Source organism: Aequoribacter fuscus, assembly GCF_009910365.1.
In the GTDB taxonomy this organism is placed as follows: domain Bacteria; phylum Pseudomonadota; class Gammaproteobacteria; order Pseudomonadales; family Halieaceae; genus Aequoribacter; species Aequoribacter fuscus.
In genome coordinates, this window is the sequence record NZ_CP036423.1 from 426,864 (window position 1) to 452,198 (window position 25,335).

Annotated in this window: 38 protein-coding genes; 34 read left to right on the plus strand and 4 right to left on the minus strand. The window is 51.6% G+C overall.

The features are described 5' to 3' along the window. Nucleotides 1-20: 20 nt before the first annotated feature. Nucleotides 21-1,244, plus strand: coding sequence for an elongation factor Tu (tuf, locus tag EYZ66_RS01870; RefSeq protein ID WP_160195571.1), 1,224 nt, complete (start codon nt 21-23; stop codon nt 1,242-1,244). Nucleotides 1,245-1,305: 61 nt separating this feature from the next. On the opposite strand, the gene EYZ66_RS01875 is transcribed toward tuf, so the two are convergent. Next, on the minus strand, nt 1,306-2,226 hold the full coding sequence (locus EYZ66_RS01875) for a DMT family transporter (RefSeq protein ID WP_050793494.1): 921 nt from the start codon (nt 2,224-2,226) through the stop codon (nt 1,306-1,308). Continuing rightward, nucleotides 2,220-2,633: an NINE protein gene (locus EYZ66_RS01880; protein WP_009577348.1), complete on the minus strand. Its 414-nt coding sequence runs from the start codon at nt 2,631-2,633 to the stop codon at nt 2,220-2,222. Before EYZ66_RS01880 ends, EYZ66_RS01875 begins: the two co-directional genes overlap by 7 nt. A 260-nt stretch (nt 2,634-2,893) precedes the next feature. On the opposite strand from EYZ66_RS01880, the gene rpsJ reads away from it, so the two are divergent. From rpsJ to rplQ, 28 genes are all read left to right on the plus strand, one after another. Beyond that, a complete protein-coding gene (rpsJ, locus tag EYZ66_RS01885) occupies nt 2,894-3,205 on the plus strand; it encodes a 30S ribosomal protein S10 (RefSeq protein ID WP_009577347.1) in 312 nt (103 codons plus the stop codon). Nucleotides 3,206-3,313: 108 nt separating this feature from the next. Beyond that, on the plus strand, nt 3,314-3,949 hold the full coding sequence (rplC, locus tag EYZ66_RS01890) for a 50S ribosomal protein L3 (protein WP_009577346.1): 636 nt from the start codon (nt 3,314-3,316) through the stop codon (nt 3,947-3,949). A gap of 16 nt (nt 3,950-3,965) precedes the next feature. Then, nucleotides 3,966-4,583 carry a 50S ribosomal protein L4 gene (gene rplD, locus EYZ66_RS01895; RefSeq protein WP_009577345.1) on the plus strand — a complete coding sequence of 206 codons (618 nt, stop codon included), beginning with the start codon at nt 3,966-3,968 and terminating at the stop codon, nt 4,581-4,583. Continuing rightward, a complete protein-coding gene (gene rplW, locus EYZ66_RS01900; RefSeq protein WP_009577344.1) occupies nt 4,580-4,876 on the plus strand; it encodes a 50S ribosomal protein L23 in 297 nt (98 codons plus the stop codon). Before rplD ends, rplW begins: the two co-directional genes overlap by 4 nt. Nucleotides 4,877-4,886: 10 nt before the next feature. Next, nucleotides 4,887-5,714 (plus strand): 50S ribosomal protein L2, encoded by an 828-nt coding sequence (gene rplB / locus EYZ66_RS01905; RefSeq protein ID WP_160195574.1) that lies wholly within the window; start codon nt 4,887-4,889, stop codon nt 5,712-5,714. 32 nt (nt 5,715-5,746) lie between these two features. After that, entirely contained in the window at nt 5,747-6,022 is a 276-nt protein-coding gene (gene rpsS, locus EYZ66_RS01910; RefSeq protein WP_009577325.1) for a 30S ribosomal protein S19, read from the plus strand. Between the two features lie 26 nt (nt 6,023-6,048). After that, a complete protein-coding gene (gene rplV / locus EYZ66_RS01915) occupies nt 6,049-6,387 on the plus strand; it encodes a 50S ribosomal protein L22 (RefSeq protein WP_009577326.1) in 339 nt (112 codons plus the stop codon). Between the two features lie 11 nt (nt 6,388-6,398). Next, nucleotides 6,399-7,073 carry a 30S ribosomal protein S3 gene (gene rpsC, locus EYZ66_RS01920; protein ID WP_009577327.1) on the plus strand — a complete coding sequence of 225 codons (675 nt, stop codon included), beginning with the start codon at nt 6,399-6,401 and terminating at the stop codon, nt 7,071-7,073. A gap of 11 nt (nt 7,074-7,084) precedes the next feature. Beyond that, the gene (rplP, locus tag EYZ66_RS01925; RefSeq protein ID WP_009577328.1) at nt 7,085-7,498 is read left to right on the plus strand and encodes a 50S ribosomal protein L16; all 414 of its coding nucleotides are present in this window, start codon (nt 7,085-7,087) and stop codon (nt 7,496-7,498) included. After that, nucleotides 7,498-7,692 (plus strand): 50S ribosomal protein L29, encoded by a 195-nt coding sequence (gene rpmC / locus EYZ66_RS01930; RefSeq protein ID WP_160195575.1) that lies wholly within the window; start codon nt 7,498-7,500, stop codon nt 7,690-7,692. The genes rplP and rpmC overlap by 1 nt, the downstream gene beginning before the upstream one ends. Then, nucleotides 7,692-7,958: a 30S ribosomal protein S17 gene (gene rpsQ / locus EYZ66_RS01935; protein ID WP_009577415.1), complete on the plus strand. Its 267-nt coding sequence runs from the start codon at nt 7,692-7,694 to the stop codon at nt 7,956-7,958. The genes rpmC and rpsQ overlap by 1 nt, the downstream gene beginning before the upstream one ends. A 40-nt stretch (nt 7,959-7,998) precedes the next feature. Continuing rightward, complete coding sequence (gene rplN, locus EYZ66_RS01940; RefSeq protein ID WP_009577414.1) at nt 7,999-8,367, plus strand: 50S ribosomal protein L14; 369 nt, start codon at nt 7,999-8,001, stop codon at nt 8,365-8,367. A 27-nt stretch (nt 8,368-8,394) separates the two neighbouring features. Continuing rightward, nucleotides 8,395-8,706, plus strand: a complete 312-nt coding sequence (gene rplX, locus EYZ66_RS01945) for a 50S ribosomal protein L24 (protein ID WP_009577413.1) — start codon at nt 8,395-8,397, stop codon at nt 8,704-8,706. A gap of 28 nt (nt 8,707-8,734) precedes the next feature. After that, complete coding sequence (gene rplE, locus EYZ66_RS01950; RefSeq protein WP_009577412.1) at nt 8,735-9,274, plus strand: 50S ribosomal protein L5; 540 nt, start codon at nt 8,735-8,737, stop codon at nt 9,272-9,274. A 13-nt stretch (nt 9,275-9,287) separates the two neighbouring features. Then, complete coding sequence (gene rpsN / locus EYZ66_RS01955) at nt 9,288-9,593, plus strand: 30S ribosomal protein S14 (protein ID WP_009577411.1); 306 nt, start codon at nt 9,288-9,290, stop codon at nt 9,591-9,593. 16 nt (nt 9,594-9,609) lie between these two features. Further along, the gene (rpsH, locus tag EYZ66_RS01960; protein ID WP_160195576.1) at nt 9,610-10,005 is read left to right on the plus strand and encodes a 30S ribosomal protein S8; all 396 of its coding nucleotides are present in this window, start codon (nt 9,610-9,612) and stop codon (nt 10,003-10,005) included. Nucleotides 10,006-10,028: 23 nt separating this feature from the next. Beyond that, nucleotides 10,029-10,556 carry a 50S ribosomal protein L6 gene (gene rplF / locus EYZ66_RS01965; protein WP_009574395.1) on the plus strand — a complete coding sequence of 176 codons (528 nt, stop codon included), beginning with the start codon at nt 10,029-10,031 and terminating at the stop codon, nt 10,554-10,556. A gap of 10 nt (nt 10,557-10,566) precedes the next feature. Then, nucleotides 10,567-10,917 (plus strand): 50S ribosomal protein L18, encoded by a 351-nt coding sequence (gene rplR / locus EYZ66_RS01970; RefSeq protein ID WP_040815727.1) that lies wholly within the window; start codon nt 10,567-10,569, stop codon nt 10,915-10,917. Nucleotides 10,918-10,931: 14 nt separating this feature from the next. Next, nucleotides 10,932-11,438: a 30S ribosomal protein S5 gene (gene rpsE / locus EYZ66_RS01975; protein ID WP_009574397.1), complete on the plus strand. Its 507-nt coding sequence runs from the start codon at nt 10,932-10,934 to the stop codon at nt 11,436-11,438. Nucleotides 11,439-11,465: 27 nt separating this feature from the next. Then, complete coding sequence (gene rpmD, locus EYZ66_RS01980; protein WP_009574398.1) at nt 11,466-11,648, plus strand: 50S ribosomal protein L30; 183 nt, start codon at nt 11,466-11,468, stop codon at nt 11,646-11,648. Nucleotides 11,649-11,664: 16 nt separating this feature from the next. Further along, a complete protein-coding gene (gene rplO / locus EYZ66_RS01985; protein ID WP_040815749.1) occupies nt 11,665-12,099 on the plus strand; it encodes a 50S ribosomal protein L15 in 435 nt (144 codons plus the stop codon). Continuing rightward, nucleotides 12,100-13,431, plus strand: coding sequence for a preprotein translocase subunit SecY (gene secY, locus EYZ66_RS01990; RefSeq protein ID WP_009574400.1), 1,332 nt, complete (start codon nt 12,100-12,102; stop codon nt 13,429-13,431). Between the two features lie 24 nt (nt 13,432-13,455). Next, complete coding sequence (gene rpmJ, locus EYZ66_RS01995; protein WP_083814305.1) at nt 13,456-13,572, plus strand: 50S ribosomal protein L36; 117 nt, start codon at nt 13,456-13,458, stop codon at nt 13,570-13,572. Between the two features lie 124 nt (nt 13,573-13,696). After that, the gene (gene rpsM, locus EYZ66_RS02000) at nt 13,697-14,053 is read left to right on the plus strand and encodes a 30S ribosomal protein S13 (protein WP_009574402.1); all 357 of its coding nucleotides are present in this window, start codon (nt 13,697-13,699) and stop codon (nt 14,051-14,053) included. Nucleotides 14,054-14,138: 85 nt separating this feature from the next. Further along, the gene (gene rpsK / locus EYZ66_RS02005) at nt 14,139-14,531 is read left to right on the plus strand and encodes a 30S ribosomal protein S11 (protein ID WP_009574403.1); all 393 of its coding nucleotides are present in this window, start codon (nt 14,139-14,141) and stop codon (nt 14,529-14,531) included. Nucleotides 14,532-14,551: 20 nt separating this feature from the next. Next, entirely contained in the window at nt 14,552-15,172 is a 621-nt protein-coding gene (gene rpsD / locus EYZ66_RS02010) for a 30S ribosomal protein S4 (RefSeq protein WP_009574404.1), read from the plus strand. A 33-nt stretch (nt 15,173-15,205) separates the two neighbouring features. Continuing rightward, nucleotides 15,206-16,210 carry a DNA-directed RNA polymerase subunit alpha gene (locus EYZ66_RS02015; protein ID WP_009574405.1) on the plus strand — a complete coding sequence of 335 codons (1,005 nt, stop codon included), beginning with the start codon at nt 15,206-15,208 and terminating at the stop codon, nt 16,208-16,210. A 58-nt stretch (nt 16,211-16,268) separates the two neighbouring features. Continuing rightward, a complete protein-coding gene (gene rplQ, locus EYZ66_RS02020) occupies nt 16,269-16,664 on the plus strand; it encodes a 50S ribosomal protein L17 (RefSeq protein WP_009574406.1) in 396 nt (131 codons plus the stop codon). A 107-nt stretch (nt 16,665-16,771) separates the two neighbouring features. On the opposite strand, the gene uvrA is transcribed toward rplQ, so the two are convergent. Then, nucleotides 16,772-19,606 carry an excinuclease ABC subunit UvrA gene (uvrA, locus tag EYZ66_RS02025; protein ID WP_009574408.1) on the minus strand — a complete coding sequence of 945 codons (2,835 nt, stop codon included), beginning with the start codon at nt 19,604-19,606 and terminating at the stop codon, nt 16,772-16,774. An 86-nt stretch (nt 19,607-19,692) separates the two neighbouring features. Between uvrA and EYZ66_RS02030 the strand changes: the two genes are divergently transcribed. The 5 genes from EYZ66_RS02030 (at nt 19,693) to EYZ66_RS02050 (ending at nt 24,115) form a co-directional block, all read left to right on the plus strand. Continuing rightward, complete coding sequence (locus EYZ66_RS02030; RefSeq protein WP_235714603.1) at nt 19,693-20,910, plus strand: MFS transporter; 1,218 nt, start codon at nt 19,693-19,695, stop codon at nt 20,908-20,910. Nucleotides 20,911-21,000: 90 nt separating this feature from the next. Further along, complete coding sequence (gene ssb, locus EYZ66_RS02035; RefSeq protein ID WP_009574410.1) at nt 21,001-21,492, plus strand: single-stranded DNA-binding protein; 492 nt, start codon at nt 21,001-21,003, stop codon at nt 21,490-21,492. Between the two features lie 40 nt (nt 21,493-21,532). Continuing rightward, nucleotides 21,533-22,408, plus strand: a complete 876-nt coding sequence (locus tag EYZ66_RS02040; RefSeq protein WP_040815730.1) for a sugar nucleotide-binding protein — start codon at nt 21,533-21,535, stop codon at nt 22,406-22,408. Further along, a complete protein-coding gene (gene moaB, locus EYZ66_RS02045; protein ID WP_009574412.1) occupies nt 22,401-22,919 on the plus strand; it encodes a molybdenum cofactor biosynthesis protein B in 519 nt (172 codons plus the stop codon). Before EYZ66_RS02040 ends, moaB begins: the two co-directional genes overlap by 8 nt. Further along, nucleotides 22,916-24,115, plus strand: coding sequence for a molybdopterin molybdotransferase MoeA (locus EYZ66_RS02050; RefSeq protein WP_009574413.1), 1,200 nt, complete (start codon nt 22,916-22,918; stop codon nt 24,113-24,115). Before moaB ends, EYZ66_RS02050 begins: the two co-directional genes overlap by 4 nt. On the opposite strand, the gene fabB is transcribed toward EYZ66_RS02050, so the two are convergent. Beyond that, nucleotides 24,112-25,335 (minus strand): beta-ketoacyl-ACP synthase I, encoded by a 1,224-nt coding sequence (fabB, locus tag EYZ66_RS02055; RefSeq protein ID WP_009574414.1) that lies wholly within the window; start codon nt 25,333-25,335, stop codon nt 24,112-24,114. The two genes, EYZ66_RS02050 and fabB, sit on opposite strands and share 4 nt — an antisense overlap.

Sequence of the window (25,335 nt, forward strand, 5' to 3'; positions counted from 1 at the left end):
CAATTGAGAGGTGTTTTAAAGTGGCAAAGGAAAAGTTTGAGCGTAGTAAGCCTCACGTAAACGTGGGCACAATTGGTCACGTAGACCATGGTAAAACGACTCTGACCGCGGCTCTGACTCGAGTTTGCGCAGAGGTATTTGGTGGACAAGCGGTTGCGTTTGACGGTATTGACAACGCACCGGAAGAGCGTGAGCGTGGTATTACGATTGCGACTTCACACGTAGAGTACGATTCATCGATTCGTCACTACGCGCACGTAGACTGCCCTGGGCACGCTGACTATGTTAAGAACATGATCACGGGTGCTGCACAGATGGACGGTGCGATCTTGGTATGTGGTGCGACTGACGGTCCAATGCCTCAGACTCGCGAGCACATTCTGTTGTCTCGTCAGGTAGGTGTACCTTACATCGTTGTGTTCTTGAACAAAGCTGACCTTCTTGCAGAAGACTGTGGTGGTGTTGGTACTGAAGAATACGAAGAGATGAAAGAGTTGGTTGAAATGGAACTTCGTGAGTTGTTGGACACTTACGACTTCCCAGGCGACGATACTCCAATCATCTGTGGTTCTGCGTTGATGGCCTTGAACGGCGAAGACGACAACGAGCTTGGCACGAGTGCCGTTAAAGCATTGGTTGAAGCTTTGGATACCTATATTCCTGAGCCAGAGCGTGCGATTGATCAGACGTTCTTGATGCCAGTAGAAGACGTATTCTCGATCTCAGGTCGTGGTACGGTGGTAACGGGCCGTGTTGAGCGTGGCGTGATCAAAGTGGGTGAAGAGATCGAGATCGTTGGTATCCGTGACACCACCAAGACAACTTGTACGGGCGTTGAGATGTTCCGTAAGTTGTTGGACGAAGGTCGTGCTGGAGAGAACGTTGGTGTTTTGTTGCGTGGTACTAAGCGTGAAGACGTAGAGCGTGGTCAGGTATTGGCGAAGCCCGGTAGCGTTAAGCCGCACACTAAGTTTGAAGCAGAAGTTTACGTATTGAGCAAAGATGAAGGTGGTCGTCACACGCCATTCTTTAAAGGTTACCGTCCTCAGTTTTACTTCCGTACGACGGACGTAACGGGTGCGTGTGAATTGCCTGATGGCGTAGAGATGGTAATGCCAGGTGACAACATTCAGATGGTTGTTACGTTGATTGCACCGATTGCGATGGAAGACGGTTTGCGTTTTGCGATCCGTGAAGGTGGTCGTACGGTTGGTGCTGGCGTTGTAGCCAAAATCATCGAGTAATCGATACCAGCCCTGGGTTGGGGTGTTGCCCCAACCCGCCGAGCCGAATAGCTGCTTGCAGTTATTCGGCTTTGTTGTTTATACGTGCTGTAATTTGCTCATTTGGCACGATCCTTTTGCTAGCTCCCCGGATCTGAAAGACACATGCAGCCACAATCAAGGCCGTACCGCTGAGCGTGTTTAGACTGATGCTTTCGTCAAATACAATCCACCCTAAGGCAGCGGCCCAGATGAAAGCAGTGTATTCTAGCGTTACCAAGCTCGCAGTGACTGCGTGTCGGTAAGCGTATGAAAAGCAGATAAGGGCACCTAAAGCCAAGCTTGCTGCCGTTGCGGCAAGAACGCCTGCGCCAAAATTGGGTAATGGCTCTGCCCACCAGGGTGCGAGTAATGCGAGGCCTACAAAGGTGACTAGTGTCTGATAAAAGCTGATTTCAAGTGGCTGCGCTATGAGGGCTTGTTGTCTCTGTAAAATCAGATTGTAAGCATACATTACGGCCGAGAGAAGAACGGCGCCGCTACCTAACAGCGATTGCATTTCAAATTTTAAAAGCTCCTCAAGTAAGAGCACACCGACGCCAAGAAGCGCGATTACTGAGGCAATATAATCGTTCGGGACGATCGGCTCGTTAATGAGCCACGCCGCCAGAAACAGGGCAATGATTGGGGCGATAAAGGAAAGCCCCACCGCCTGCGCCAGCGGGATCTGTGTGAGTCCCCAAAAAAACAGCGATGCCATGACCAGCGTGAGCGCCCCTCGTTTGACGTGAAGGCGGAGGGTTTGGCGTGAGGGCTTACTCGGTCTGCCGATGAGATAGAGTGCGCCGATAATGATGATCCCGAAACTCATACGCCAAAACATGGCGTTATAAACACCATGTTGAAGCGACAATGATTTCATGGTCGCATCCATGCCAGAGAACAGTGCGACGCCGGCGGCGCCGGCTAAGAGGGCGAGTCTGCCGGGTGCGGGTGTTACCACGCGCGGCGTTGCGCGTTTTCTTGGGTGATCTGCTCGTTCAGGGTATACAAATCATAGAGCCACCCTAGCAAGAACAAGCCACCAGTGAAGAGGTACAGTAAGCCCGTGAATATTTTGCCCATGTAAAAGCGATGAACTCCGAAAATCCCTAGAAAGGTCAAGAAGATCCACGCCAGGCTGTAATTGATAGGGCCATCAGTGAAGCGCCAGTCAGCTTGCTTGTCCATACTGGGAATTAAAAATAGGTCAACGATCCAGCCCACAAAGAACAAGCCCAGGGTAAAAAACCAAATGGTACCGCTCACCTGCTTGCCGTAATAGAATCGGTGAGCGCCCATGAACCCAAAAATCCACAATAAATAGCCCATTAACATCGAATGCGTATTGGTATTATTAGAAGGTGCCATAAAAAGATCCTCGTTTTAGAAGCGTCTAGCTTCTTCTATTTGCGGACTTTGGGCAACTGTCCGCGCGCTGAATTGATGGGGGCTTGAGCTGGAAAGAGGCAAAAGGTCCACTGTCAGGTAATTTTCCACTTCTCCCGAACTTTTTGTCTTTTCGCTGTAAGTACGCTTGACAGCGCTTGGCCGCGTCTTTAGAATTCGCGTTCCTTTTTCGGGGGTCTCCTTGCGAGCTCTCGGTTATTTATATTTTGGAGACTAGTCACGTGCAAAACCAACGCATTCGTATTCGCCTGAAAGCTTTTGATCACCGTTTGATTGATGCTTCAACGCAAGAGATTGTTGAAACCGCGCGTCGCACTGGGGCTCAGGTTCGCGGACCTATCCCTCTGCCGACTCGTAAAGAGAAGTTTACTGTGTTGATTTCGCCTCACGTAAACAAAGATGCTCGTGACCAGTATGAGATTCGTACCCACAAACGGTTGCTCGACATCGTGGAGCCAACAGAAAAAACGGTTGACGCTTTGATGAAGCTCGACTTAGCAGCAGGTGTGGAAGTACAGATTAGTCTTGGTTAACGACAATTCGTAGCAAGACCTGCCCGCAGTACTCCAATCTGCGGGCGTGTAACGTTCAGCGATGGACGGCCATAGAGGGTTAGCCCCGTACACTGAGAGGTTAGAAAAATGACTATTGGTTTAGTCGGCCGTAAAACCGGTATGACTCGTGTTTTTACCGAAGACGGCGTATCAATTCCAGTAACCGTAGTGGAGGTGTCTCCAAACCGCGTTACTCAGATCAAAGAGCTTGATGCCGATGGGTATCGTGCTATTCAGGTAACAACTGGAACTCGCAAAGCAAGTCGCGTCAATAAATCTGCTGCCGGGCATTACGCTAAGGCCGGCGTTGAGGCGGGTGTTGGTTTGTGGGAGTTTCGCCTTGAAGCTGGTGAAGACGCGCCTGAAGTGGGTGCAGAGCTGACCGTAGGTCGATTCGAAGTGGGTCAAAAAGTTGACGTCGCTGGAAAGTCGAAGGGTAAGGGCTTTCAGGGTGGTGTGAAGCGTTGGAACTTTAAGATGCAGGACGCAACTCACGGTAACTCTTTGTCGCACCGTGCGCCAGGTTCTATCGGTCAGTGTCAGACACCGGGTCGCGTATTTAAAGGGAAGAAAATGGCAGGCCAGATGGGTAACGTCGCTGTTACTACCCAGGGTCTCGAGGTTGTGCGTGTCGATGCAGAGCGCAACTTGTTATTAATCAAAGGTGCGGTTCCAGGTGCGCCAGGCGGTGATGTCGTAGTGCGTCCCGCTGTAAAGGCATAAGTTAGGGGATTCGAACGTGGAATTAAATGTATTGAAGCCCGGGAATGCGTCAGCTGGCACAGTGTCTGTGTCCGACGTTGCGTTTGCTCGTGAATACAATGAAGCTTTGGTTCACCAAGTTGTAACTGCCTACTTGGCAGGTGCTCGTCAGGGTACGCGTGCTCAGAAGACTCGTTCAGAGGTGAGTGGTGGTGGTAAGAAGCCGTGGCGCCAGAAGGGTACGGGCCGCGCCCGAGCCGGAACCATTCGTTCGCCAATCTGGCGTACCGGTGGTGTGACTTTTGCGGCTAAGCCCCAGGATCACAGTCAAAAAGTGAATCGTAAAATGTATCGCGCGGCAATCCGCTCGATTCTGTCAGAGCTGGCTCGTCAAGAGCGTCTGTTGGTGGTTGAGTCAATGGATGTCGAGGCGCCCAAAACCAAGTTGCTGGTCAAGCAGTTGGGTGAGTTTGGTTTGGATAACGTGCTGATCGTTGCATCTGAAGTAAACGAAAACCTGTACCTTGCGTCTCGTAACTTGCACACGGTTGACGTGCGTGACGTTGAGAGCGTGGATCCAGTGAGTTTGATTGCATATGACAAGGTTGTGGTAACTGTCGATGCTGTGAAAAAGTTTGAGGAGATGCTCGGATGAACCAGGAGCGATTGTTTCAAGTAATTAGAGCGCCTCACGTTTCTGAAAAGGCTGCGGTTGTTGCTGATATCAACAACCAGTACGTTTTCCGTGTAGCGCTCGATGCGAGCAAGGCAGAAGTTAAGGCGGCTGTCGAAAAGTTTTTCAAAGTAAACGTAGAGTCTGTAAGCACCTTGCGCGTTAAAGGTAAAACCAAGCGTAATCGCTTCGGTTTTACGACTAAGCCAAGCTGGAAAAAGGCTTACGTTACGTTGGCGCAGGGTCAAGAAATTGACTTTGCTACCGTGGAATAAGGGGTAGGTCATGGCTGTATTAAAAAGTAAACCCACGTCTGCCGGCCGCCGCCATGTTGTGCGCGTCGTCGAGCAGGATTTGCACAAGGGTGCACCCCATAAGCCTTTGCTGGAAAGCCAAAGTAAGTCGGGCGGTCGCAACAACAATGGTCGTATCACGACACGTCATGTCGGTGGTGGTCACAAGCAGCATTATCGCATCATAGACTTTAAGCGTAACAAAGACGGTATGCCTGCGAAGGTTGAGCGCTTGGAATATGATCCAAACCGTACCTCGCACATTGCGTTGATTTTGTTCCCCGATGGCGAGCGTCGTTACATTCTGGCGCCCAAGGGTCTCAAGGCGGGTGATGTAGTACAAAACGGTCCGGCAGCGCCGATCAAGGCGGGCAACTGCTTGCCCATCCGAAACATTCCTGTCGGCTCTGTGATCCACGCGATCGAGCTTAAGCCTGGCAAGGGTGCTCAGTTGGCGCGCTCGGCAGGTGCAGCAGTGCAGTTGGTTGCTCGTGAAGGCGCGTACGCAACCATTCGTTTGCGCTCTGGTGAAATGCGTAAGGTGCTGAGTGATTGTCGCGCGACTATCGGCGAAGTGTCCAATTCAGAACATAGCCTGCGCAAGCTGGGCAAAGCCGGTGCGAAGCGTTGGCGAGGTGTTCGTCCTACCGTACGCGGTGTGGCGATGAACCCGGTAGATCACCCGCATGGTGGTGGTGAGGGTAGAACGTCTGGTGGACGTCACCCTGTTAGCCCATGGGGTACTCCGACTAAAGGTTATAAGACGCGTTCTAACAAGCGTACCGATAAATTGATTGTTCGCCGTCGCGGCAAGAAGTAAGCGACTAGGTCGATAGGATAGAGGATAGTATTGTGCCCCGTTCATTAAAAAAAGGCCCCTTCATTGATCTGCACCTGCAGAAAAAAGTAGAAGCCGCACTTGAGAGCAACGACCGTCGTCCAATCAAAACCTGGTCGCGTCGTTCAATGGTATCGCCCGATATGGTTGGTTTGACCATCGCCGTTCACAACGGACGTCAGCATGTGCCTGTCTTGATCAACGAAGACATGGTAGGTCACAAGCTGGGTGAGTTCGCAGTCACGCGTACTTTCAAAGGGCACATCGTAGATAAGAAGGCGAAGCGTTAAGCGTCGCGTAGGAGAGGTAAGCAACCATGGAAGTGGCAGCAAAATTACGAGGAGCGCGAATCTCGGCACAGAAAGCCCGTTTGGTGGCTGACCAGGTTCGCGGCTTGCCCGTAGAAAAGGCATTAGACGTGCTTGCGTTTAGCCCTAAAAAAGCGGCGCATATAGTGAAAAAGGTGCTGGATTCCGCAATCGCAAACGCGGAAAACAACGAAGGTGCCGACGTGGATGAGTTGAAAGTATCAACCATCTTTGTGGATGAGGGTATGACAATGAAGCGCTTGCGTCCTCGCGCTAAAGGTCGTGCAGATCGTATTTTAAAGCGCACTTGTCACATCACTGTGAAAGTCGCAGACGGCGAAGGTTAGGAGAAGACCATATGGGTCAGAAAGTACATCCAACCGGTATTCGGTTAGGTATTGTTAAAGACCATAACTCAGTATGGTACGCGGATTCGAAAAATTACGCGCGTCAGCTGATCACTGATTTAGAAGTACGCCAGTACATCGAAAAAGTGCTAGACAATGCCTCTGTAAGCCGCATTTTGATCGAGCGTCCTGCACAGACAGCGCGTATTACGATTTCAACTGCGCGTCCAGGTATCGTTATTGGTAAGAAAGGCGAAGATGTTGATAAGTTGCGCAAAGATTTGAGCGCACGCATGGGTGTGCCTGTGAATATCAACATCGAAGAAATTCGTAAGCCCGATCTTGATGCAAAATTAGTCGCTCAAAACGTTGCTCAGCAGCTCGAGCGCCGCGTCATGTTTCGTCGCGCTATGAAGCGTGCGGTTCAAAATGCACTCCGTCAGGGTGCAGAGGGCGTAAAAATCCAGGTCAGTGGCCGTTTGGGCGGCGCTGAGATTGCACGGGCGGAATGGTACCGTGAAGGTCGAGTGCCGCTGCACACTTTGCGTGCGGACATCGACTATGCAACATACGAAGCTTCTACGACTTACGGCATTATCGGCGTTAAGGTGTGGATTTTCAAAGGCGAGGTCATCGGCGGACAAGAGTCTGCGCAAGATGGCGGCAAGAAACCAGCGGCTAATTAAGGTTCGGTGCTATGTTACAGCCTAAGCGTACAAAATTTAGAAAAATGCAGAAGGGCCGCAACCGCGGTTTAGCTCTGCGCGGTAGCAAAGTCAGTTTCGGTGAGTTTGGTCTGAAAGCGGTAGGTCGCGGTCGTATTACGGCGCGTCAAATCGAGGCTGCTCGTCGTGCAATGACACGTCACATCAAGCGTGGCGGTAAAATCTGGATTCGTGTGTTTCCAGACAAACCTATCACTGGTAAGCCTTTAGAGGTTCGTCAGGGTAAAGGTAAGGGTAACGTCGAGTACTGGGTGGCTCAGGTGCAGCCTGGCAAAGTACTTTACGAAGTGCAGGGTGTTTCTGAGCAGTTGGCGCGTGAAGCGTTTACCTTGGCGGCAGCAAAGATTCCTGTGGCAACAAAATTTGTTAAGCGATCGGTGATGTGATGAAAACGAGTGAGTTGCGAGAAAAATCGGCGCAAGAACTCAATGAGACTTTGTTGAGTTTGCGTGAAGAGCAGTTCAAGTTGCGTATGCAAAAGGCAACCGGCCAGCTCGGACAGACACATTTATTGAAAGATAACCAGCGAGCGATTGCGCGTGTTAAGACGCTGCTCACTGAGAAAGGCGGTGAAGGCTGATGGCAACGACAGAAAAACGTATTCGTACGGCTACCGGCAGGGTAGTTAGTGACAAAATGGACAAAACAATCACAGTGTTGATTGAGCGTCGCGTTAAGCACCCAGTGTATGGCAAGTACATCACGCGCTCATCAAAGATCCACGCACACGATGAAGCAAACGAGTGTTCGATCGGAGATACAGTGGTTGTTCGTGAGAGTCGCCCTTTGTCAAAGTCTAAAACGTGGACTTTGGATCAAGTGGTAGAAAAGGCTGCGGAACTTTAAGTCAGCAAGAAACCGACCGTCAGGTCTTTCGGAGTAGAGCATGATTCAAACTCAGTCATATTTAGAAGTTGCTGACAACAGTGGTGCGCGTCGCGTGATGTGCATCAAGGTGTTGGGCGGCTCAAAGCGTCGATACGCTCGTGTTGGTGACTTGATTAAGGTTACCGTCAAAGAGGCGATTCCTCGCGGTAAGGTTAAAAAAGGTCAGGTAATGACCGCGGTTGTCGTTCGCACTCGCAAGGGTGTTCGTCGACCCGATGGTTCGTTGATTAAGTTCGACGACAACGCGGCGGTGTTGTTAAACAACAACCAGGCGCCGATTGGTACGCGTATTTTTGGCCCCGTAACACGTGAATTGCGTGGCGAGAAGTTTATGAAGATTATTTCGCTTGCGCCGGAAGTTATTTAACCCGGCAGCAGACGACGAGGATTAGACATGAAAATTAAACGAGATGACGAAGTCATTGTACTTGCCGGTAAAGATAAAGGTAAGCGTGGCAAGGTGCGTAAGGTAATGGGTAGCGATCGTTTGATCGTAACCGGTATCAATCGCGTTAAGAAGCACACCAAGCCTAACCCGCAGGCGGGTATTGCTGGTGGTATTGTGGAGCAGGAAGCCTCTATTCATGTCTCCAATGTTGCGATTTACAACGCGCAAACAAACAAGGCGGATCGTGTTGGTTACAAGGCCGAAGATGGCAAGAAAACGCGGATCTATAAATCAACTGGCGAAGCGATTGACGCGTAGCGCGAGCTGCGAATTGAGGTTGAAATAAATGGCCACTTTGAAACAAAAATATCGGGACGAAATCGCGCCAGCTCTTAAAGAAGAGTTAGGCTTGCGTAATGTTATGGAAGTCCCGCGCATAACCAAAATCACTTTGAATATGGGTGTGGGTGAAGCTGTCGGTGACAAAAAGGTGTTGGAAAACGCTGTTGCTGACATGACCAAGATCTCTGGTCAGAAGCCTATCATTACCAAAGCTCGTCGTTCGATTGCAGGCTTCAAGATTCGTGACGGTTGGCCGATCGGTTGTAAGGTCACTTTGCGCTCGGATCGCATGTACGAATTCTTGGATCGTTTGATTGGTATCGCCATCCCCCGTATTCGCGACTTCCGCGGTATTACGCCGAAGGCGTTTGACGGTCGCGGTAACTTTGCGATGGGTGTGACTGAGCAGATCATCTTCCCTGAAATTAACTACGATGAAGTCGATAAGTTGCGTGGTATGGATATTACCATCACAACAACGGCGCGCACTGACGACGAAGGTCGTGCATTGCTCCGCGCGTTCAACTTCCCGTTTAAAGGCTAAGAGGTAGATCCACATGGCAAAGAAATCCATGATTGCGCGCGAAACCAAGCGTACGCGAACCGTCGCTAAATTTGCGGCAAAGCGCGCCGAGTTGAAAGCGATTATTGCAGACGTCAATGCTTCAGAGGACGCGCGTTGGGATGCACAAGTCGCATTGCAAAAGCTGCCTCGCAATGCAAGCCCAGTTCGCCAGCAACGTCGCTGTCAGATAACGGGTCGTCCGCACGGTGTTTACCGCAAGTTCGGACTGTGTCGTAACAAGTTGCGCGAAGCTGCCATGCGTGGTGATGTGCCTGGCTTAGTTAAGTCTAGCTGGTAACAAGAGAGATTCGATTATGAGTATGCAAGATCCATTGGCTGATATGCTAACGCGAATTCGCAATGCACAAATGGCCGGCAAAAAAAGCGTTGAAATGCCAGCGTCGAAACTGAAAGCGGCTGTCGCGGCAGTATTGGTGGGCGAAGGTTACATTGAGAGTGTTGAGACTCTGGAGCAGGACGGTAAAAAGCGCCTGGCGTTAACCTTGAAGTACTTCAACGGCAAGCCCGTGATCGCCGAGATCGACCGTAAGAGTCGACCTGGTTTGCGTCAATACGCTGCGCGTGACGAATTGCCAAAGGTTCGCGGCGGTTTGGGTGTGGCCATTGTGTCCACTTCTAAGGGTGTAATGAGCGATCGCGCTGCGCGTGCTGCGGGTGTTGGTGGCGAAGTACTTTGCACCGTATTTTAATTTGATATTGAAGAGTTGGTTCTATGTCTAGAGTCGCAAAATCCCCAGTAAACGTGCCGAAAGGTGTTGAGGTCACGTTGAATGATCGCGCGCTAAGCGTTAAAGGTGGCAAAGGTTCTTTGTCGCTAGCGCTTACCGACGGTATTCAAGTGTTACAAGAAGGCGAAGAGTTGACGGTCAGCTACGACAGCGACGCGCACAAAGCCATGGCAGGTACGACACGTATGTTGGTGAACAACATGGTTGTTGGTGTCAGTACTGGCTGGCAGAAGAAATTGGTTTTGAACGGTGTGGGTTATCGTGCAAAAGCGGAAGGCAGCGTCTTAAACCTGACCTTGGGTTTATCGCACCCTGTTAATTACGAGCTGCCCGAGGGCGTTAGCGCCGAGACACCGACTCAAACAGAAGTTGTGGTGAGCGGTATCGACAAGCAAGCCGTTGGCCAGGCCGCAGCAGAAATTAGAGCGTTTCGTCCGCCAGAGCCTTACAAGGGCAAGGGTATTCGCTACGCTGATGAACACGTACGTCGTAAAGACGCTAAGAAGAAGTAGGTAAGCGCAAATGAATGAGAAGACAGTATCACGCCTGCGCCGTGCACGTAAGTCACGTGCTCGTATGAAGGCTGCAGAAGCGGTTCGCTTGACGGTTCACCGAACACCGCGCCACATTTACGCTCAAGTGTTAAACGCGGCGGGTGACAAGGTGTTGGCAGCGGCGAGCACGCTGGATAAATCACTTCGTGACGGCGCGACCGGTAACCAAGCCGCTGCTGCGGAAGTGGGTAAGTTGATTGCGCAGCGCGCCAAAGATGCTGGTGTAACACAAGTGGCATTTGATCGCAGTGGCTTCCGCTACCACGGTCGCGTTAAATCGCTTGCTGACGCAGCACGCGAAAACGGTTTGGAATTCTAAGGGCAGGCACGAATATGAGTGATCAAAGAAAACAGCAAACTGAAGGCGACCTGCAAGAGAAGCTGGTACAGGTTAACCGTGTTGCGAAAGTGGTCAAAGGTGGTCGTATTTTCAGTTTTACTGCCTTGACGGTTGTAGGCGACGGCAATGGTAAAGTCGGCTTTGGTCGTGGTAAGGCGCGCGAAGTGCCAGTCGCGATCCAAAAAGCGATGGAAGCAGCTCGTCGCAACATGATCCAGGTCGAGCTTGATGGCGGCACTATCCAGTACCCCATTAAAGCAAGACATGGGGCTTCAAAAGTTTACATGCAGCCTGCATCAGAAGGTACCGGTGTTATTGCTGGTGGTGCGATGCGTGCCGTATTGGAAATTGCTGGTGTTGAGAACGTATTGGCGAAGTGCTACGGCTCAACCAACCCAGTAAACGTTGTGCGTGCGACCTTTAATGGTCTACGTGATATGGCCTCTCCCGACGACGTTGCTGCTAAGCGTGGCAAAACCGTCGAAGAGATCTTGAATTAAGCATTGGTATAGGGTGGTCGCATAGCCATGGCTAAATCGACAGTAAAAGTTACACAGATCAAGAGCCGTCACGGTCGTCATCGCACTCATCAAGCTTGCTTGGCAGGTTTAGGTTTGCGTCGAATTGGACACACAGTTGAGGTGGAAGACACCCCCTCAACGCGTGGCATGATCAACAAAGTGGCCTACATGGTCAAAGTTGAGGAGTAAAACAATGTCTGACGTGATGCGTTTAAATACACTCAGTCCAGCGGATGGTTCTCGTCCTGACGGGAAGCGTGTGGGCCGCGGTATTGGTAGCGGTTTAGGTAAAACGGCGGGTCGTGGCCACAAAGGTCAAAAAGCTCGCTCCGGCGGACGAGTTCGTCCGGGTTTTGAAGGCGGTCAGATGCCTTTGCAGAAGCGATTGCCGAAGTACGGCTTCAAATCACGCGTTGGCATGAAAACCGCGGAAGTGCGTTTGGGTGACCTAGCTCGCTTGACGGGTGACGTGGTTGATATGGACGCCCTGAAGGCGGCAGATTTGGTGCGCAATGACATGACGCGTGCTCGTATCTTCTTGGCAGGCAGCGTTGATCGCGCTTTGACGGTTAAGGGTCTGGGCGTTTCAAAAGGCGCGCGTGCTGCGATCGAACAAGCTGGCGGCAAGGTCGAGGACTAAATGGCTAACGGGCAGCAGGTTCCAGGCATGAATACAGCCGGGTTAGGCGAGCTTTTTGCTCGCCTACGGTTCGTTTTGGTCGCGCTGATTATTTATCGTATCGGCACACATATTCCTGTGCCGGGTATTGATCCTGCGCAGTTGCAAGCCCTGTTCAATTCAAACCAAGGCACCATTTTGGGCTTGGCAAACATGTTCTCTGGCGGTGCGCTAGAGCGTATGAGTATTCTTGCGCTTGGCATTATGCCCTACATCTCTGCGTCAATTATTATGCAGTTGATGTCGGCCGTAACTCCATCGCTTGAGCAGTTGAAGAAAGAAGGCGAGTCGGGTCGACGCAAAATTTCGCAGTACACCCGCTACTTGACGGTTGGTTTAGCGATTATCCAGGCGACCGGCATGACGGTCGGCATGGCCAACCAAGGTATGGCGTACAGTGTTTCGCCTGTATTTTATGTGATCGCGATTACGTCGCTCGTGACTGGCGCTATCTTCATGATGTGGTTGGGTGAGCAGATTACTGAGCGCGGCGTTGGCAATGGTATTTCATTGCTGATATTTGCAGGCATCGTGGCGGGTTTACCTTCGGCAATCGGTCAGTCTTTGGAACAGGCCCGCCAGGGCGAGCTCAATATATTGGTGTTGCTCGGTATTTTAGCCCTAGCGATCGTCGTAATTTATCTGATCATCTTCATAGAGCGTGGTCAGCGTAGGATAACCGTTAATTACGCCAAGCAGCAGCGCGGTAATCGTATGTACCAGGCGCAAAGTTCGCATTTGCCCCTGAAGGTGAATATGGCGGGTGTCATCCCGGCGATATTTGCGAGCAGTATTTTGTTGTTCCCTGCATCGATTGCGCAGTGGTTTGGTAGCGGTAACTCGTCAGATTGGTTGCAAGACTTGGCTGTGGCGATTGGACCGGGACAACCCTTGAACATTCTGCTGTTTACCGTATTCATTGTGTTTTTCTGTTTTTTCTACACGGCGTTAATGTTTAACCCAGTTGAAGTCTCCGATAACCTGAAACGTTCCGGGGCTTTTATTCCAGGTATTCGTCCTGGGCAGCAAACTGCCAACTTTATTGACGGTGTGCTGACGCGTTTGACTGTTTTTGGTGCGGCTTATATCGCACTCGTTTGTTTGCTGCCACAGTTTTTGGTAGTGACATGGAACGTGCCCTTTTACTTGGGTGGTACCTCTTTACTGATTGTTGTTGTGGTCGTGATGGACTTCATGGCTCAGGTTCAAAGCCACATGATGTCGCAGCAGTACGATTCAGTGATGAAGAAAGCCAACCTGAAAAATTATGGGTCTGCCGGCCGCGTTCGGTAAGACTTGTTGTAACGGAGAGAAGTGATGAAAGTTAGAGCATCAGTTAAGAAAATTTGCCGCAACTGCAAAGTGGTCCGCCGCGCAGGTGTGGTACGGGTGATTTGTTCTTCAGACCCACGCCATAAGCAGCGTCAGGGTTAAGGCAAGTCTTGAGTTGATTTTTAAGAGCGAAGTCGATAAACTGCCGCGCCTTTTGACGAGTGTCATGCGATTAGCGGTTTTAGCGATCCTTCGCACAATAGTAAAGTAATTTGGAGAAAGATGGATGGCACGTATCGCCGGCGTCAACATACCCGATAACAAACACGCTGTTATTTCTTTGACCTACATCTACGGTGTAGGTAAGACCAAAGCAAAAGAGCTTTGTGCAGCGACGAATATTGCAGAAGACACCAAAATCGGTGACTTGAGTGAAGCTCAAATGGACGAACTTCGCGGCAAAGTTGGCGAAATGATGGTGGAAGGTGATTTGCGCCGGGAAGTGTCTATGAACATCAAACGTTTGATGGACTTGGGCTGTAACCGTGGTTTGCGTCACCGTAAAGGTTTGCCCTTACGCGGTCAGCGTACGAAAACCAATGCGCGCACGCGTAAAGGTCCTCGTAAGCCCATCCGCAAGTAAGTAGGTAGTATGGCGAGCGCCTTGTGCGCTCACTTAGTGTAGCTACACCGCAGTGTAGTGTTGATATTAAAAGTAGGACGATTTTATGGCTAAGCCAAGCGCGAAAGCACCGCGTCGTAAGATTACCAAAACCGTCGTGGACGGTGTGGCGCACATCCATGCGTCATTTAACAATACCATTGTCACTATCACTGACCGTCAGGGTAACGCTCTCAGCTGGGCGACAGCTGGTGGCTCTGGGTTCCGTGGTTCTCGTAAAAGCACGCCGTTTGCGGCTCAGGTTGCTGCAGAGCGTGCAGGCGAGGCAGCAAAAGAATACGGCCTTAAAAACTTGGACGTCCAAGTCAAAGGTCCTGGTCCCGGTCGTGAGTCTGCGGTTCGTGCGCTGAATGGTTGTGGTTATAAAATCACTAACATTACCGACGTAACCCCGATTCCTCATAACGGATGTCGCCCACCCAAGAAGCGCCGCGTGTAAGGGCATAGGAAGGAACTAGCATGGCTCGATATATTGGACCAAAGTGTAAATTAGCTCGCCGCGAAGGCACTGATCTGTTTTTGAAAAGTGGTGCGCGTGCGTTAGAAAGCAAATGTAAATTGGAAACTGCCCCAGGTATGCACGGCGCTCGACGCGGTCGCTTGTCTGACTACGGTGTTCAGTTACGTGAAAAGCAAAAAGTGCGTCGTATCTACGGCATTCTTGAAAAGCAATTCCGTGGCTACTATAAGGAAGCAGCGCGTCGTAAAGGTGCGACCGGTGAAAACCTCCTGCAGCTGTTAGAAAGCCGCTTGGATAACGTGGTCTATCGCATGGGTTTTGCGTCAACTCGCGCTGAAGCACGTCAGTTGGTGTCTCACAAAGGTGTTTTGGTAAACGGCAGTGTTGTAAACGTGCCTTCTTATCAAGTGCAGCCTGGTGACGTCGTTGCTGTTCGTGAAAAAGCGAAGAAGCAGTTGCGTATTCAGTCGGCTGTGGCGCTCGCGGGTCAACGCGCGGACATCGAATGGATCGACGTCAATACTGACAAATTAGAAGGTGTATTTAAGGCTCGCCCAGAGCGCGCTGAGCTTACTTCTGAGATCAACGAAAACTTGATCGTTGAATTGTACTCGAAGTAATACATCCGATTAATCTGACTGACAGGTGGCTACATGCAAAGTGCAGTAAATGAATTCTTGACTCCACGCGTTATCACCGTGGACGAAAAAAGTAATACGCGAGCTCTAGTGACTTTAGAGCCCCTAGAGCGTGGCTTTGGCCATACGCTTGGCAACGCGCTGCGCCGTATTCTGTTATCGTCTATGCCAGGCTGCGCAATTACCGAAGTGCAAATTGATGGTGTTTTGCATGAGTACAGCACCATTGAAGGCGTTCAAGAAGATGTTATTGAAATTCTTCTTAACCTCAAAGACGTTGCTGTGGTACTGAACGGCAAAGACGAAGCGGAATTGACTTTGTCGAAGAAAGAGCCCGGTCCTGTTACGGCGGGTGATATCACGCTGGATCACGATGTTGAAATCTGCAACCCAGACCACGTCATCTGTAACGTTACAGGTGGATCGGGTGTGAATCTGAAGCTGGTTGTGAGTCGTGGACGCGGATACTCTCCAGCAGATTCGCGTGGAAATGAAGAAGACGAGACTCGTGCGATAGGCCGATTGCAGTTGGATGCGACGTTTTCGCCCATCCGCCGCGTGGCCTATGTGGTCGAATCCGCCCGTGTCGAACAACGCACTGATTTGGATAAATTGGTCCTTGATTTGGAAACGAACGGAACAATTGATCCAGAAGAAGCAATTCGTCGCGCTGCGACGATCTTGCAGCAGCAGTTGGCGGTATTCGTTGACCTCGAGAGCGAAGGCGAAGCTGAAGCAGTCGTTGAGGAAGATGAGGTTGATCCGATCTTGTTGCGCCCCGTCGATGATTTGGAGTTGACGGTGCGTTCGGCAAATTGCTTGAAAGCAGAAAATATTTATTACATCGGTGACTTGGTGCAGCGTACTGAAGTCGAGCTTCTGAAAACCCCAAACCTGGGCAAGAAGTCGCTTACCGAAATTAAAGACGTGCTGGCGTCCCGCGGTTTGTCGTTGGGTATGAGACTCGACAACTGGCCACCTGCAAGTCTGAAAAATGATGATCGAGTCTTAAGTCTTTAGTACTCGGAAACAGTTTGAATAGCTGCCACAACGGCACACGAAGTAAAGGAAAATAGTCATGCGTCATCGTCACAGTGGACGTCAGTTAAACCGTAATAGCTCGCATCGCAAAGCGATGTTCCGCAACATGACGGCGTCTTTAGTTAAGCACGAGCTGATTAAGACGACTCTACCAAAGGCTAAGGAGCTGCGTAGCTACGCTGAGCCGATTATCACTTTGGCGAAGGAAGATAGCGTCGCAAACCGCCGTCTTGCTTTTAATCGCCTGCGTGATAAAGAAGTGGTTGGTAAGTTGTTCAGCGAAATTGGCCCTCGTTACCAGGCTCGTCCGGGCGGTTATTTGCGTATCTTGAAGTGTGGTTTCCGCGCTGGAGATAACGCGCCAATGGCTTATGTAGAGTTAGTGGATCGTCCAGTTGTCGAAATTGATGATATGGATGACGGCGAAGAATAAGCCGACCCAGATGCCAAAAGCCGCACTCTGTGCGGCTTTTTTTTGCCCGATCGCCCCGCGTATCGCCGTTCCGCTATCACGTCGAGCCCGTGGATCTCGGGTTGAAGTTAGCTGATCTGTGCCCGCTCTAAGATAGGCTTCAAGAAGCGGCCGGTATGACTTTCTGGTACCTCGGCGACGGTCTCAGGAGTGCCCTGCGCGATGATCTGTCCTCCGCCACTGCCGCCCTCGGGGCCTAAATCGATAATCCAGTCTGCCGTTTTAATCACGTCAAGGTTGTGTTCTATGATAACGACCGTATTGCCGTGACGTCGCAGCCGGTGCAAGACCTCGAGCAACTGACGGATATCTTCAAAATGCAGGCCGGTTGTCGGTTCGTCTAAGATATACAGTGTTTTGCCTGTATCGCGTTTAGACAGTTCCCGAGATAACTTCACCCGTTGCGCTTCACCTCCGGACAGTGTGGTAGCGGCCTGCCCCAGCCGGATATAGGACAAGCCCACATCCATCAGCGTCTGCAGCTTTCGCGCGATGGCAGGTACCGGTTCGAAGAATATCAGCGCATCTTCAACCGTCATTTCAAGTACTTCGTAGATGTTCTTGCCCTTGTATAAGACGTCCAGTGTTTCTCGGTTATAGCGTTTACCTTTGCACTCATCGCAAGGCACGTAGATATCGGGTAGAAAGTGCATCTCTACTTTTGTGACCCCGTCGCCTTGGCACGCTTCGCAGCGGCCACCGCGAACGTTAAAACTGAAACGTCCCGGCTTATAACCTCGGGCACGGGCTTCTTGGGTTCCCGCAAAAAGTTCACGCACGGGCGTGAAGATACCGGTATACGTTGCCGGATTGGACCGTGGTGTACGACCGATAGGGCTTTGGTCGATATCAATGCACTTATCGATAAGACTCAGTCCGCTAATGCTGTCGTGCGCAGCCGCGGTGAGTGTGGTTGCGCCATTGAGTTCGGTCGCTGCGAGGGGATAAAGCGTGCTGTTGATCAACGTTGATTTGCCGGAACCTGAAACCCCAGTGATGCACGTCAGTAGCCCAAGCGGTATGTCGAGATCAACATTCCTTAGATTATTGCCACGGGCACCCCTCAAACTCAGTAGGCGAGTGTTGTCGGCTTGGTAGCGATGTTTGGGCACTTCGATTTGCATGCGTCCTGACAAGTAAGCACCCGTGGTAGACTTCTCGCAGGCAATAATTTCATCATAGGTGCCGGCAGCGACGATCTCACCGCCATGCACGCCAGCCCCGGGCCCTACGTCAATGATGTAGTCTGCTGCTCGAATGGCATCCTCGTCGTGTTCGACGACCAATACCGTATTGCCGAGGTCGCGAAGGTGGTTCAGGGTCTTTATGAGGCGCTCGTTATCGCGCTGATGTAGACCGATGGAGGGCTCGTCAAGAATGTACATAACACCGACTAAGCCAGCGCCAATTTGTGAGGCTAGGCGAATGCGTTGTGCCTCCCCTCCTGATAGGGTCTCGGCGCTCCGGTCGAGCGACAAATAATTTAGGCCGACGTCGACTAAGAAGCGATAACGCGCTCGAATTTCCTTGAGAATTTTGCTGGCGATTTCACCTTTTCGTCCCGTTAAATTCAAGGTGTCAAAATAGTCCGATGCCTCTCCAACCGGCATGGCGGTAATCTCGGGCAATCGAAGGTCATTGACGAACACATGGCGAGCGTCTCTGCACAGACGTGTGCCATGGCAGTCGGGGCAGGGCTGGCTGGCAATAAACTTCGCAAGCTCGTCGCGAACAGATTGCGATTCTGTATCCCGGTAGCGGCGCTCAAGGTTCGGGATAATACCTTCAAACACGTGACGGTTTTTAAAAACAGTGCCGCGATCATTGACGTAGCTGAAGGCGATTTCTTCTTTGCCAGAGCCGTACAGAATGGTTTTTTGAATGTCCGCCGCCAGTTGATCAAAGGGCGTGTCAATTGAAAATCCGTAGTGCTTCGCTAGCGACGATAACATGTGAAAATAGTAAACGTTCCGTCTATCCCAGCCCCGTATTGCACCCTCTGCTAGACTTGCCTCAGGGTGCATGACGACGCGATCGGCTTCGAAATATTGTTTGACGCCAAGGCCATCGCAGCTAGCGCAAGCCCCCGCGGGGTTGTTGAATGAAAACAACCTTGGCTCTAAGCTATCAATACTGTGGCCGCATTCGGGGCAGGCAAAGCGCGAGGAGAATACGATTTCGTGATCGTCATCCATCGAGACGATACCCGCTAATCCGTCGGTTAGCTCCAGGGCGGTCTCAAATGATTCGGCAAGGCGCTGAGCTAAGTCTTCGCGCACTTTGAAGCGGTCTATCACCACTTCGATCGTGTGTTTTTTCTTTTTATCCAGTTCTGGCGCATCGTCTAAATCCGTCACGATGCCATCAATGCGCGCCCGAACGAATCCCTGGCCGCGCAGGCTATCTAGCAGGTGTAAGTGCTCACCTTTGCGGGCTTTTACTACGGGGGCAATCAACATCCAGCGACTCTCAGGTGCTTGTGCGAGCACCGTGTCTACCATTTGGCTCACTGTTTGTGCAGCAAGAGGTAGGTCGTGGTCCGGGCAGCGTGGTTCGCCGACTCGCGCAAACAACAGGCGGAGGTAGTCGTAGATTTCGGTGATGGTGCCTACCGTGGACCGGGGGTTGTGCGAGGTAGATTTTTGCTCGATTGAAATGGCAGGCGACAAGCCTTCGATGTGATCGACATCGGGCTTCTCCATCATGGATAGAAATTGTCTAGCGTAGGTTGACAATGATTCAACGTACCGGCGCTGGCCCTCGGCGTACAAGGTGTCAAAGGCAAGCGATGATTTGCCAGACCCCGAGAGGCCCGTGATCACAACCAGCTTATCTCTGGGAATATCCAGATCGATATTCTTGAGGTTGTGAGTGCGCGCGCCGCGAACGTGAATGGTATCCATGGTGTTCCTTCCGAGTGCAATCCGCCAGTATAATTGCCCTAGGGCACGCTGACAAAAGCTGTTTGTGCTTATTTCGTGTTATCATAATGACTTTGTCGTCAGCAGAACGCCGTGTGATTACTCAAACCCCCTTCACTCAAAATGAACGCCGTTCAGTCTTTGGTCTGGCGTCGTTATACAGCGTTCGGATGATCGGTTTGTTCATGGTTTTGCCCATTCTGGTGGTTTACGGGCAAGAACTGCCCGATGCATCGCCTGCTCTGCTGGGGTTGGCTTTGGGTATCTATGGCTTGACCCAAGCCTTGTTACAAATACCACTGGGGGCCTTGTCAGATCGAATTGGTCGAAAGCCAGTGATTCTGGGCGGGTTGCTGGTGTTTGCAGCGGGCTCGGTTTTAGCCGCTTATGCGAGCTCAGTTTGGTGGCTAGTGTTAGGGCGTGCGCTGCAGGGCGCCGGCGCCATTGCCGGTGCAGTTATGGCGCTGCTGGCCGATTCTACTCGCAGCGAGCAACGAACAAAGGCTATGGCGATCGTTGGAATGTCTATTGGTGCATCGTTCGCTGTTGCTCTAATGCTGGGGCCAGTGCTGGCGGCATGGGGTGGTTTGCGCTTGGTCTTCTTGGTGACCGCAGGTCTGGCCATCTTGGGCGTTCTTATTACTGTGTGGCGTATCCCTGCTGCGCCGGTCCTCGCTGACGTCATCGATGAGTCTGACGCACGAGTATGGTACAAAAACGCCGATTTGTGGCGCCTGAATGCTGGTGTGTTTGTCTTGCATTTCACATTGACAGCGGCATTTATGGTCGTGCCTCTATTGCTTCTAAACGGTCTGTCGTTGTCGAAAGAACTGCATTGGCAAATTTACGCGCCGGTGCTGGTGGCGTCGGTCATTGGTTTGGGGCTTTTGATGCGGTTAAGTGAGCGCGCGGGATATCCTAAAATAGCCTTTGGTTTGGCGGTGTTGTGCTTGAGTGTAGCTCTGTGGGCCTTTGAGTCCCGATTAGGTCACACTTACATCGGCGTGATTGGTGCTCTGTGGTGCTTTTTTGTTGGATTCAATTTCCTCGAGGCCTCACTTCCCTCACTCTTAAGTAAGCGTGTGACCCAGCAGCGTCGTGGTGCTGCAATGGGCAGTTTTTCGACCGCTCAGTTTGCCGGCGCCTTTTTGGGGGGCTCTGGCGGCGGGTTGCTGCTACAAAACACCAGCGCAGCAACCTTGCTTTTGGTTTGTATTGCCCTGCTTGTGGCCTGGTTTTTGTGGCTCATACAAAGCTTGGTATTGTTGGATAATGCTCTCAAGTGATGTGTAAATGCACTGCACAATAGGTGCTTTTGAACAGTGCAATTGCTATGATCTGTGCACTGATAGTAGATAAGAGAATCGAGGGAAACTATGGCGACACGTGGCGTAAATAAGGTAATTTTGGTGGGCAATCTGGGTAATGACCCTGAGACCCGATTTATGCCCTCCGGTGGCGCGGTTACGAACGTCAGTCTTGCTACCTCAGAAACTTGGAAGGATAAGCAAACCGGACAACCACAAGAGCGTACCGAATGGCACCGAGTCGTATTTTTTAACCGCCTAGCTGAAATCGCGGGCGAGTATCTTAAAAAGGGCTCTAAAGTATACGTCGAGGGCGCATTGCGTACTCGAAAATGGCAAGATCAATCGGGCGCCGATCGATACTCCACAGAAATTGTCGCCAGCGAGATGCAAATGCTTGATAGTCGTGGTGACGGAATGGGTGGAGGTATGAGTGGAGGTATGAGCGGCGGCAACCAGAGCCAAGGCTATGCGCCTCGCCAGGCCGCTGCGCCAGCGCCTGCTTCGCCTTCACAACCGCCTGCAGATTTCCCTGATTTCGACGACGATATTCCGTTTTAAACGCGGTTGCGGTTAAAGCGGGAGGTACAGCAGGTTGAGAGTGTTGATTTTAGGTGGCGATACCCCTTTGGGTATGGCCTTGCTACGTATTCTGGATCAACAGCAGCGTCATAGATACGAGGCCATCACGGTCTCTGACAGTCGTTTCAAAAGCGAGCGGGTGGCGAAAAAGACAATAAAACGCCTCTCGCCCGAGTGTCTAATTGACCTGCGCTTGGATGCCCTCTTAGAAACCAGAGAGAGCATAAGCGATGGAGATATCCAGCGCACGCGATGGTTTGGTAAAGCGTGTCTGAGGAACGACATCGTTTATTTGTTTCAAAGCAGTGCTTGGGTATTTTCTGGCACTGTGGAAGACGCTCCCTGGACCGAGAGTGATCAGCCCGATGAAGAGTCAAATTTAGGGCGGGTTCGTCGAGCAGCGGAGCAAGCGGTCAAAGATATGACCAGCAACTCCATTATTTTACGCTTGTCTCCCACTTACTCGGCACAAGGCGAAGGGGTGTTGGTAAAAATGCTGCAGCGTTTTGGCCGGGGGGAAAGAATAGCTTTATCAGACAGCCAATACTTTAACCCGATATCCGCTGATGACGGGGCACGTGTGATCGCTGCAATCCTCGACCAAGTAGGCAGTGGCTCGAATAATCGCGGTGTATTTCATTACGGGAGTAATGAACGTGCCTCTTACTATGAATTTGGTGAGGCGGTGTTTGCGGCGGCGAGTCAGTTCGCAAATATTGACTCGGGCGGTGTGGCGCGGTCATCGGACGCATCTCAACCTCAAGGTGATTGGACCTTGAGTACCCAAAGGATTTTCGATAGCTTTGGTGTTCACTCAACCTCTTGGCGACGCTTATTAGCACCCGCCGTCAAAGCGTTCTATCAGCATCAAAAGGTGAAAGCACATTATGAGTAATACTGGAGTCGCTCAACGTTTAGGTGTGGCGGTATTGACGATATCCGATACCCGCAGCATCGAAACCGATACATCGGGGCAGTATCTGGTAGAGCAGCTCAAGGCTGCCGGCCATTCGCTGCAGGATCGTCAAATTGTCATTGATGACGTCTATCAAATTCGGGCTAAAGTGTCCGCTTGGATAGCCGAGCCGGCAGTGCACGTGATTTTAACGACGGGCGGAACCGGATTTTCGGGTCGTGATTCTACTCCCGAAGCGCTAGCTCCTTTGTTTGATAAGCACATCGAAGGCTTCGGAGAGGTGTTCCGGGCCTTATCTTTGCAAGAAATAGGCAGTTCGACAGTGCAGTCTCGTGCATTGGGTGGTATGGCGAATAGAACCGTTATTTTTTGTATGCCGGGTTCTACCGGTGCCTGTCGCACCGCTTGGGAGGGTATTTTAAAAGAGCAACTCGATGCGACTCACAAGCCCTGTAACTTTGTGGGTGTTTTGAATACAGCGCGGACATGAATCAGCTGATTCCTTTAGAGGAGGCGCTCGAGACAATATTGGCGGGCATCACTCCTGCGTGCCAGACCGAACGCCTTGAGGTGACGCAAGCTCTAGGTCGTATCTTGGCTGAGCCTTTTATTGCGACAATCGATAGCCCGCCCTACACCAATTCCGCTATGGACGGCTTTGCCTTGAGAGCATCTGACTCAGGTGGTGTGCTGCAGGTTTCGCAGCGAATTGCGGCGGGTCAGGTACCTGAGCCCTTAGCGTTTGGCACCGCGGCGCGTATTTTTACCGGCGCACAGTTGCCTGATGGCGCCGATACTGTCGTGATGCAAGAGGAGTGTGAGGTTGAGGGTGATCGGGTCCGAGTCCCTGCAAGGCGTGAGGTTGGCGACAATGTGCGTTTGCGTGGCCACGAAATTAAAGCGGGCGAGTTACTGTTAGAGGCTGGTGAGCGCTTGGGTCCGCCCGCCCTAGGTTTGTTGGCATCTCAAGGTTTGGCTAATGTTTTGTGCGCTAAAAAACCGAGAGTCGCGTTATTGCAGAGCGGCGATGAACTGGTTGAACCCGGTAGCACCACTTTACCCGCGGGTGCAATATACAACTCCAATCGAAGCTTACTTGAAGGTCTCGTTCTGCAAGCAGGCGGTCAAGTGGTCGGTGTTTGGCATTTGGCCGACACCTTTGACGCGACCTCTGAGGCTCTACAGCAAGCGGTTGACGCGGCAGACGTGGTCATTACAACGGGTGGTGTGTCGGTGGGTGAGGAAGATCACGTTAAGCCCGCAATTGCTGCCCTGGGCGAACTACACCTCTGGCGTTTGGCCTTAAAGCCAGGCAAGCCTTTTGCGTTTGGGCGAATTGCTGGCAAGCCAATTATCGGGCTGCCCGGCAACCCGAGTTCGGTGCTGGTCACTTTTTCGTTACTTGCAAGACCCATACTCTTGGCTCTGCAGGGAGCACGTGATTTGGCCCCGTTTTCTCTGTGGCTGACGGCAGGTTTTGAGCGAAGAGGTGGTTTGCGAGCCGAATATCTGCGGGGTTCCATTGTGAGCGAGGGCGGGGTTTCTAAGGTTTATCCTATTGCGAACCAAAGTTCAGGTGCCTTATACGCGGCAACACAGAGCGACGTGCTTATTGTCGCTCCGGTTGGTCAGGATATTGCAGAAGGTGACTCTGTCGAGGTTATTCCCCTGAAGTCCCTGTTTTAGTCGCGATAGCGCTGGAATACAAGTGACGCGTTGGTGCCGCCAAACCCAAAGCTGTTAGACATAATGCGATCTAGCGTTACGTTATCCATGCGTTCGCGCACGATCGGCATGCCCGCTGCGTCAGGATCCAAGTTCTCTATATTGGCCGATGCAGAAATGAATCCGTTCTGCTGCATCAATAACGCATAAATCGCTTCCTGTACGCCGGCCGCTCCAAGTGAGTGCCCTGATAGCGACTTGGTGGAGTTAATGTAGGGGATATCTTTGCCTTCAAACGCGGCTCTAACCGCCTTAATTTCTTGGATATCGCCAGCGGGAGTACTGGTTCCATGTGCGTTGATGTAATCGATCGGGCCATCCACGGTGGCAAGCGCTTGTTGCATGCAACGCATAGCGCCCTCGCCCGAAGGCGCTACCATATCGTAACCGTCAGAGGTGGCACCGTAGCCCACTAATTCGGCGTAGATTTTTGCACCACGCGTTAGCGCATGGTCCAGTGATTCAACCACCAGCATACCGCCACCGCCGGCAATGACGAAGCCGTCTCTGTCGGCATCGTAGGCTCTAGAGGCTTTGCTGGGTGTATCGTTGTATTTGGTCGACAGGGCACCCATAGCGTCGAAGAGACTGCTCATGGTCCAATGCAATTCTTCCCCGCCTCCAGCAAACACAATGTCTTGCTTGCCGAGTTGAATTTGCTCGGCTGCGTTGCCAATGCAATGTGCGCTGGTAGAGCACGCAGAGGATATCGAGTAGTTGACGCCTTTAATTTGGAAAGGCGTTGCCAAACAGGCTGAGACCGTGCTGCCCATGGTCTGTGTAACACGGTAAGGGCCTACGCGCCGGATACCTTTCTCACGAAGAATATCAGCGGCTTCGGTTTGGCTGGAAGCCGATGCTCCGCCAGAGCCCGCAATAATTCCCGTACGCACGTTCGAGATTTGCTCTTGGGTGAGGCCAGAGTCGTCGATGGCCTGCTGCATGGCGATGTAGGCATAGGCTGCCGCATCACCCATAAAGCGCAGCTGCTTACGGTCGATATGTTCGGCGAAATCGACCGTGGGGCGTCCAGAAATGTGTGAACGCAAGCCCATTTCGATGTGGCTCTCGTCGGTTTGTATGCCAGAGGTGCCATTGAACAGCGACTCAGTGACGGTTTTCGCGTCATTACCCAGACACGATACAATTCCTAGGCCGGTAATAACGACTCTTTTTGTCAT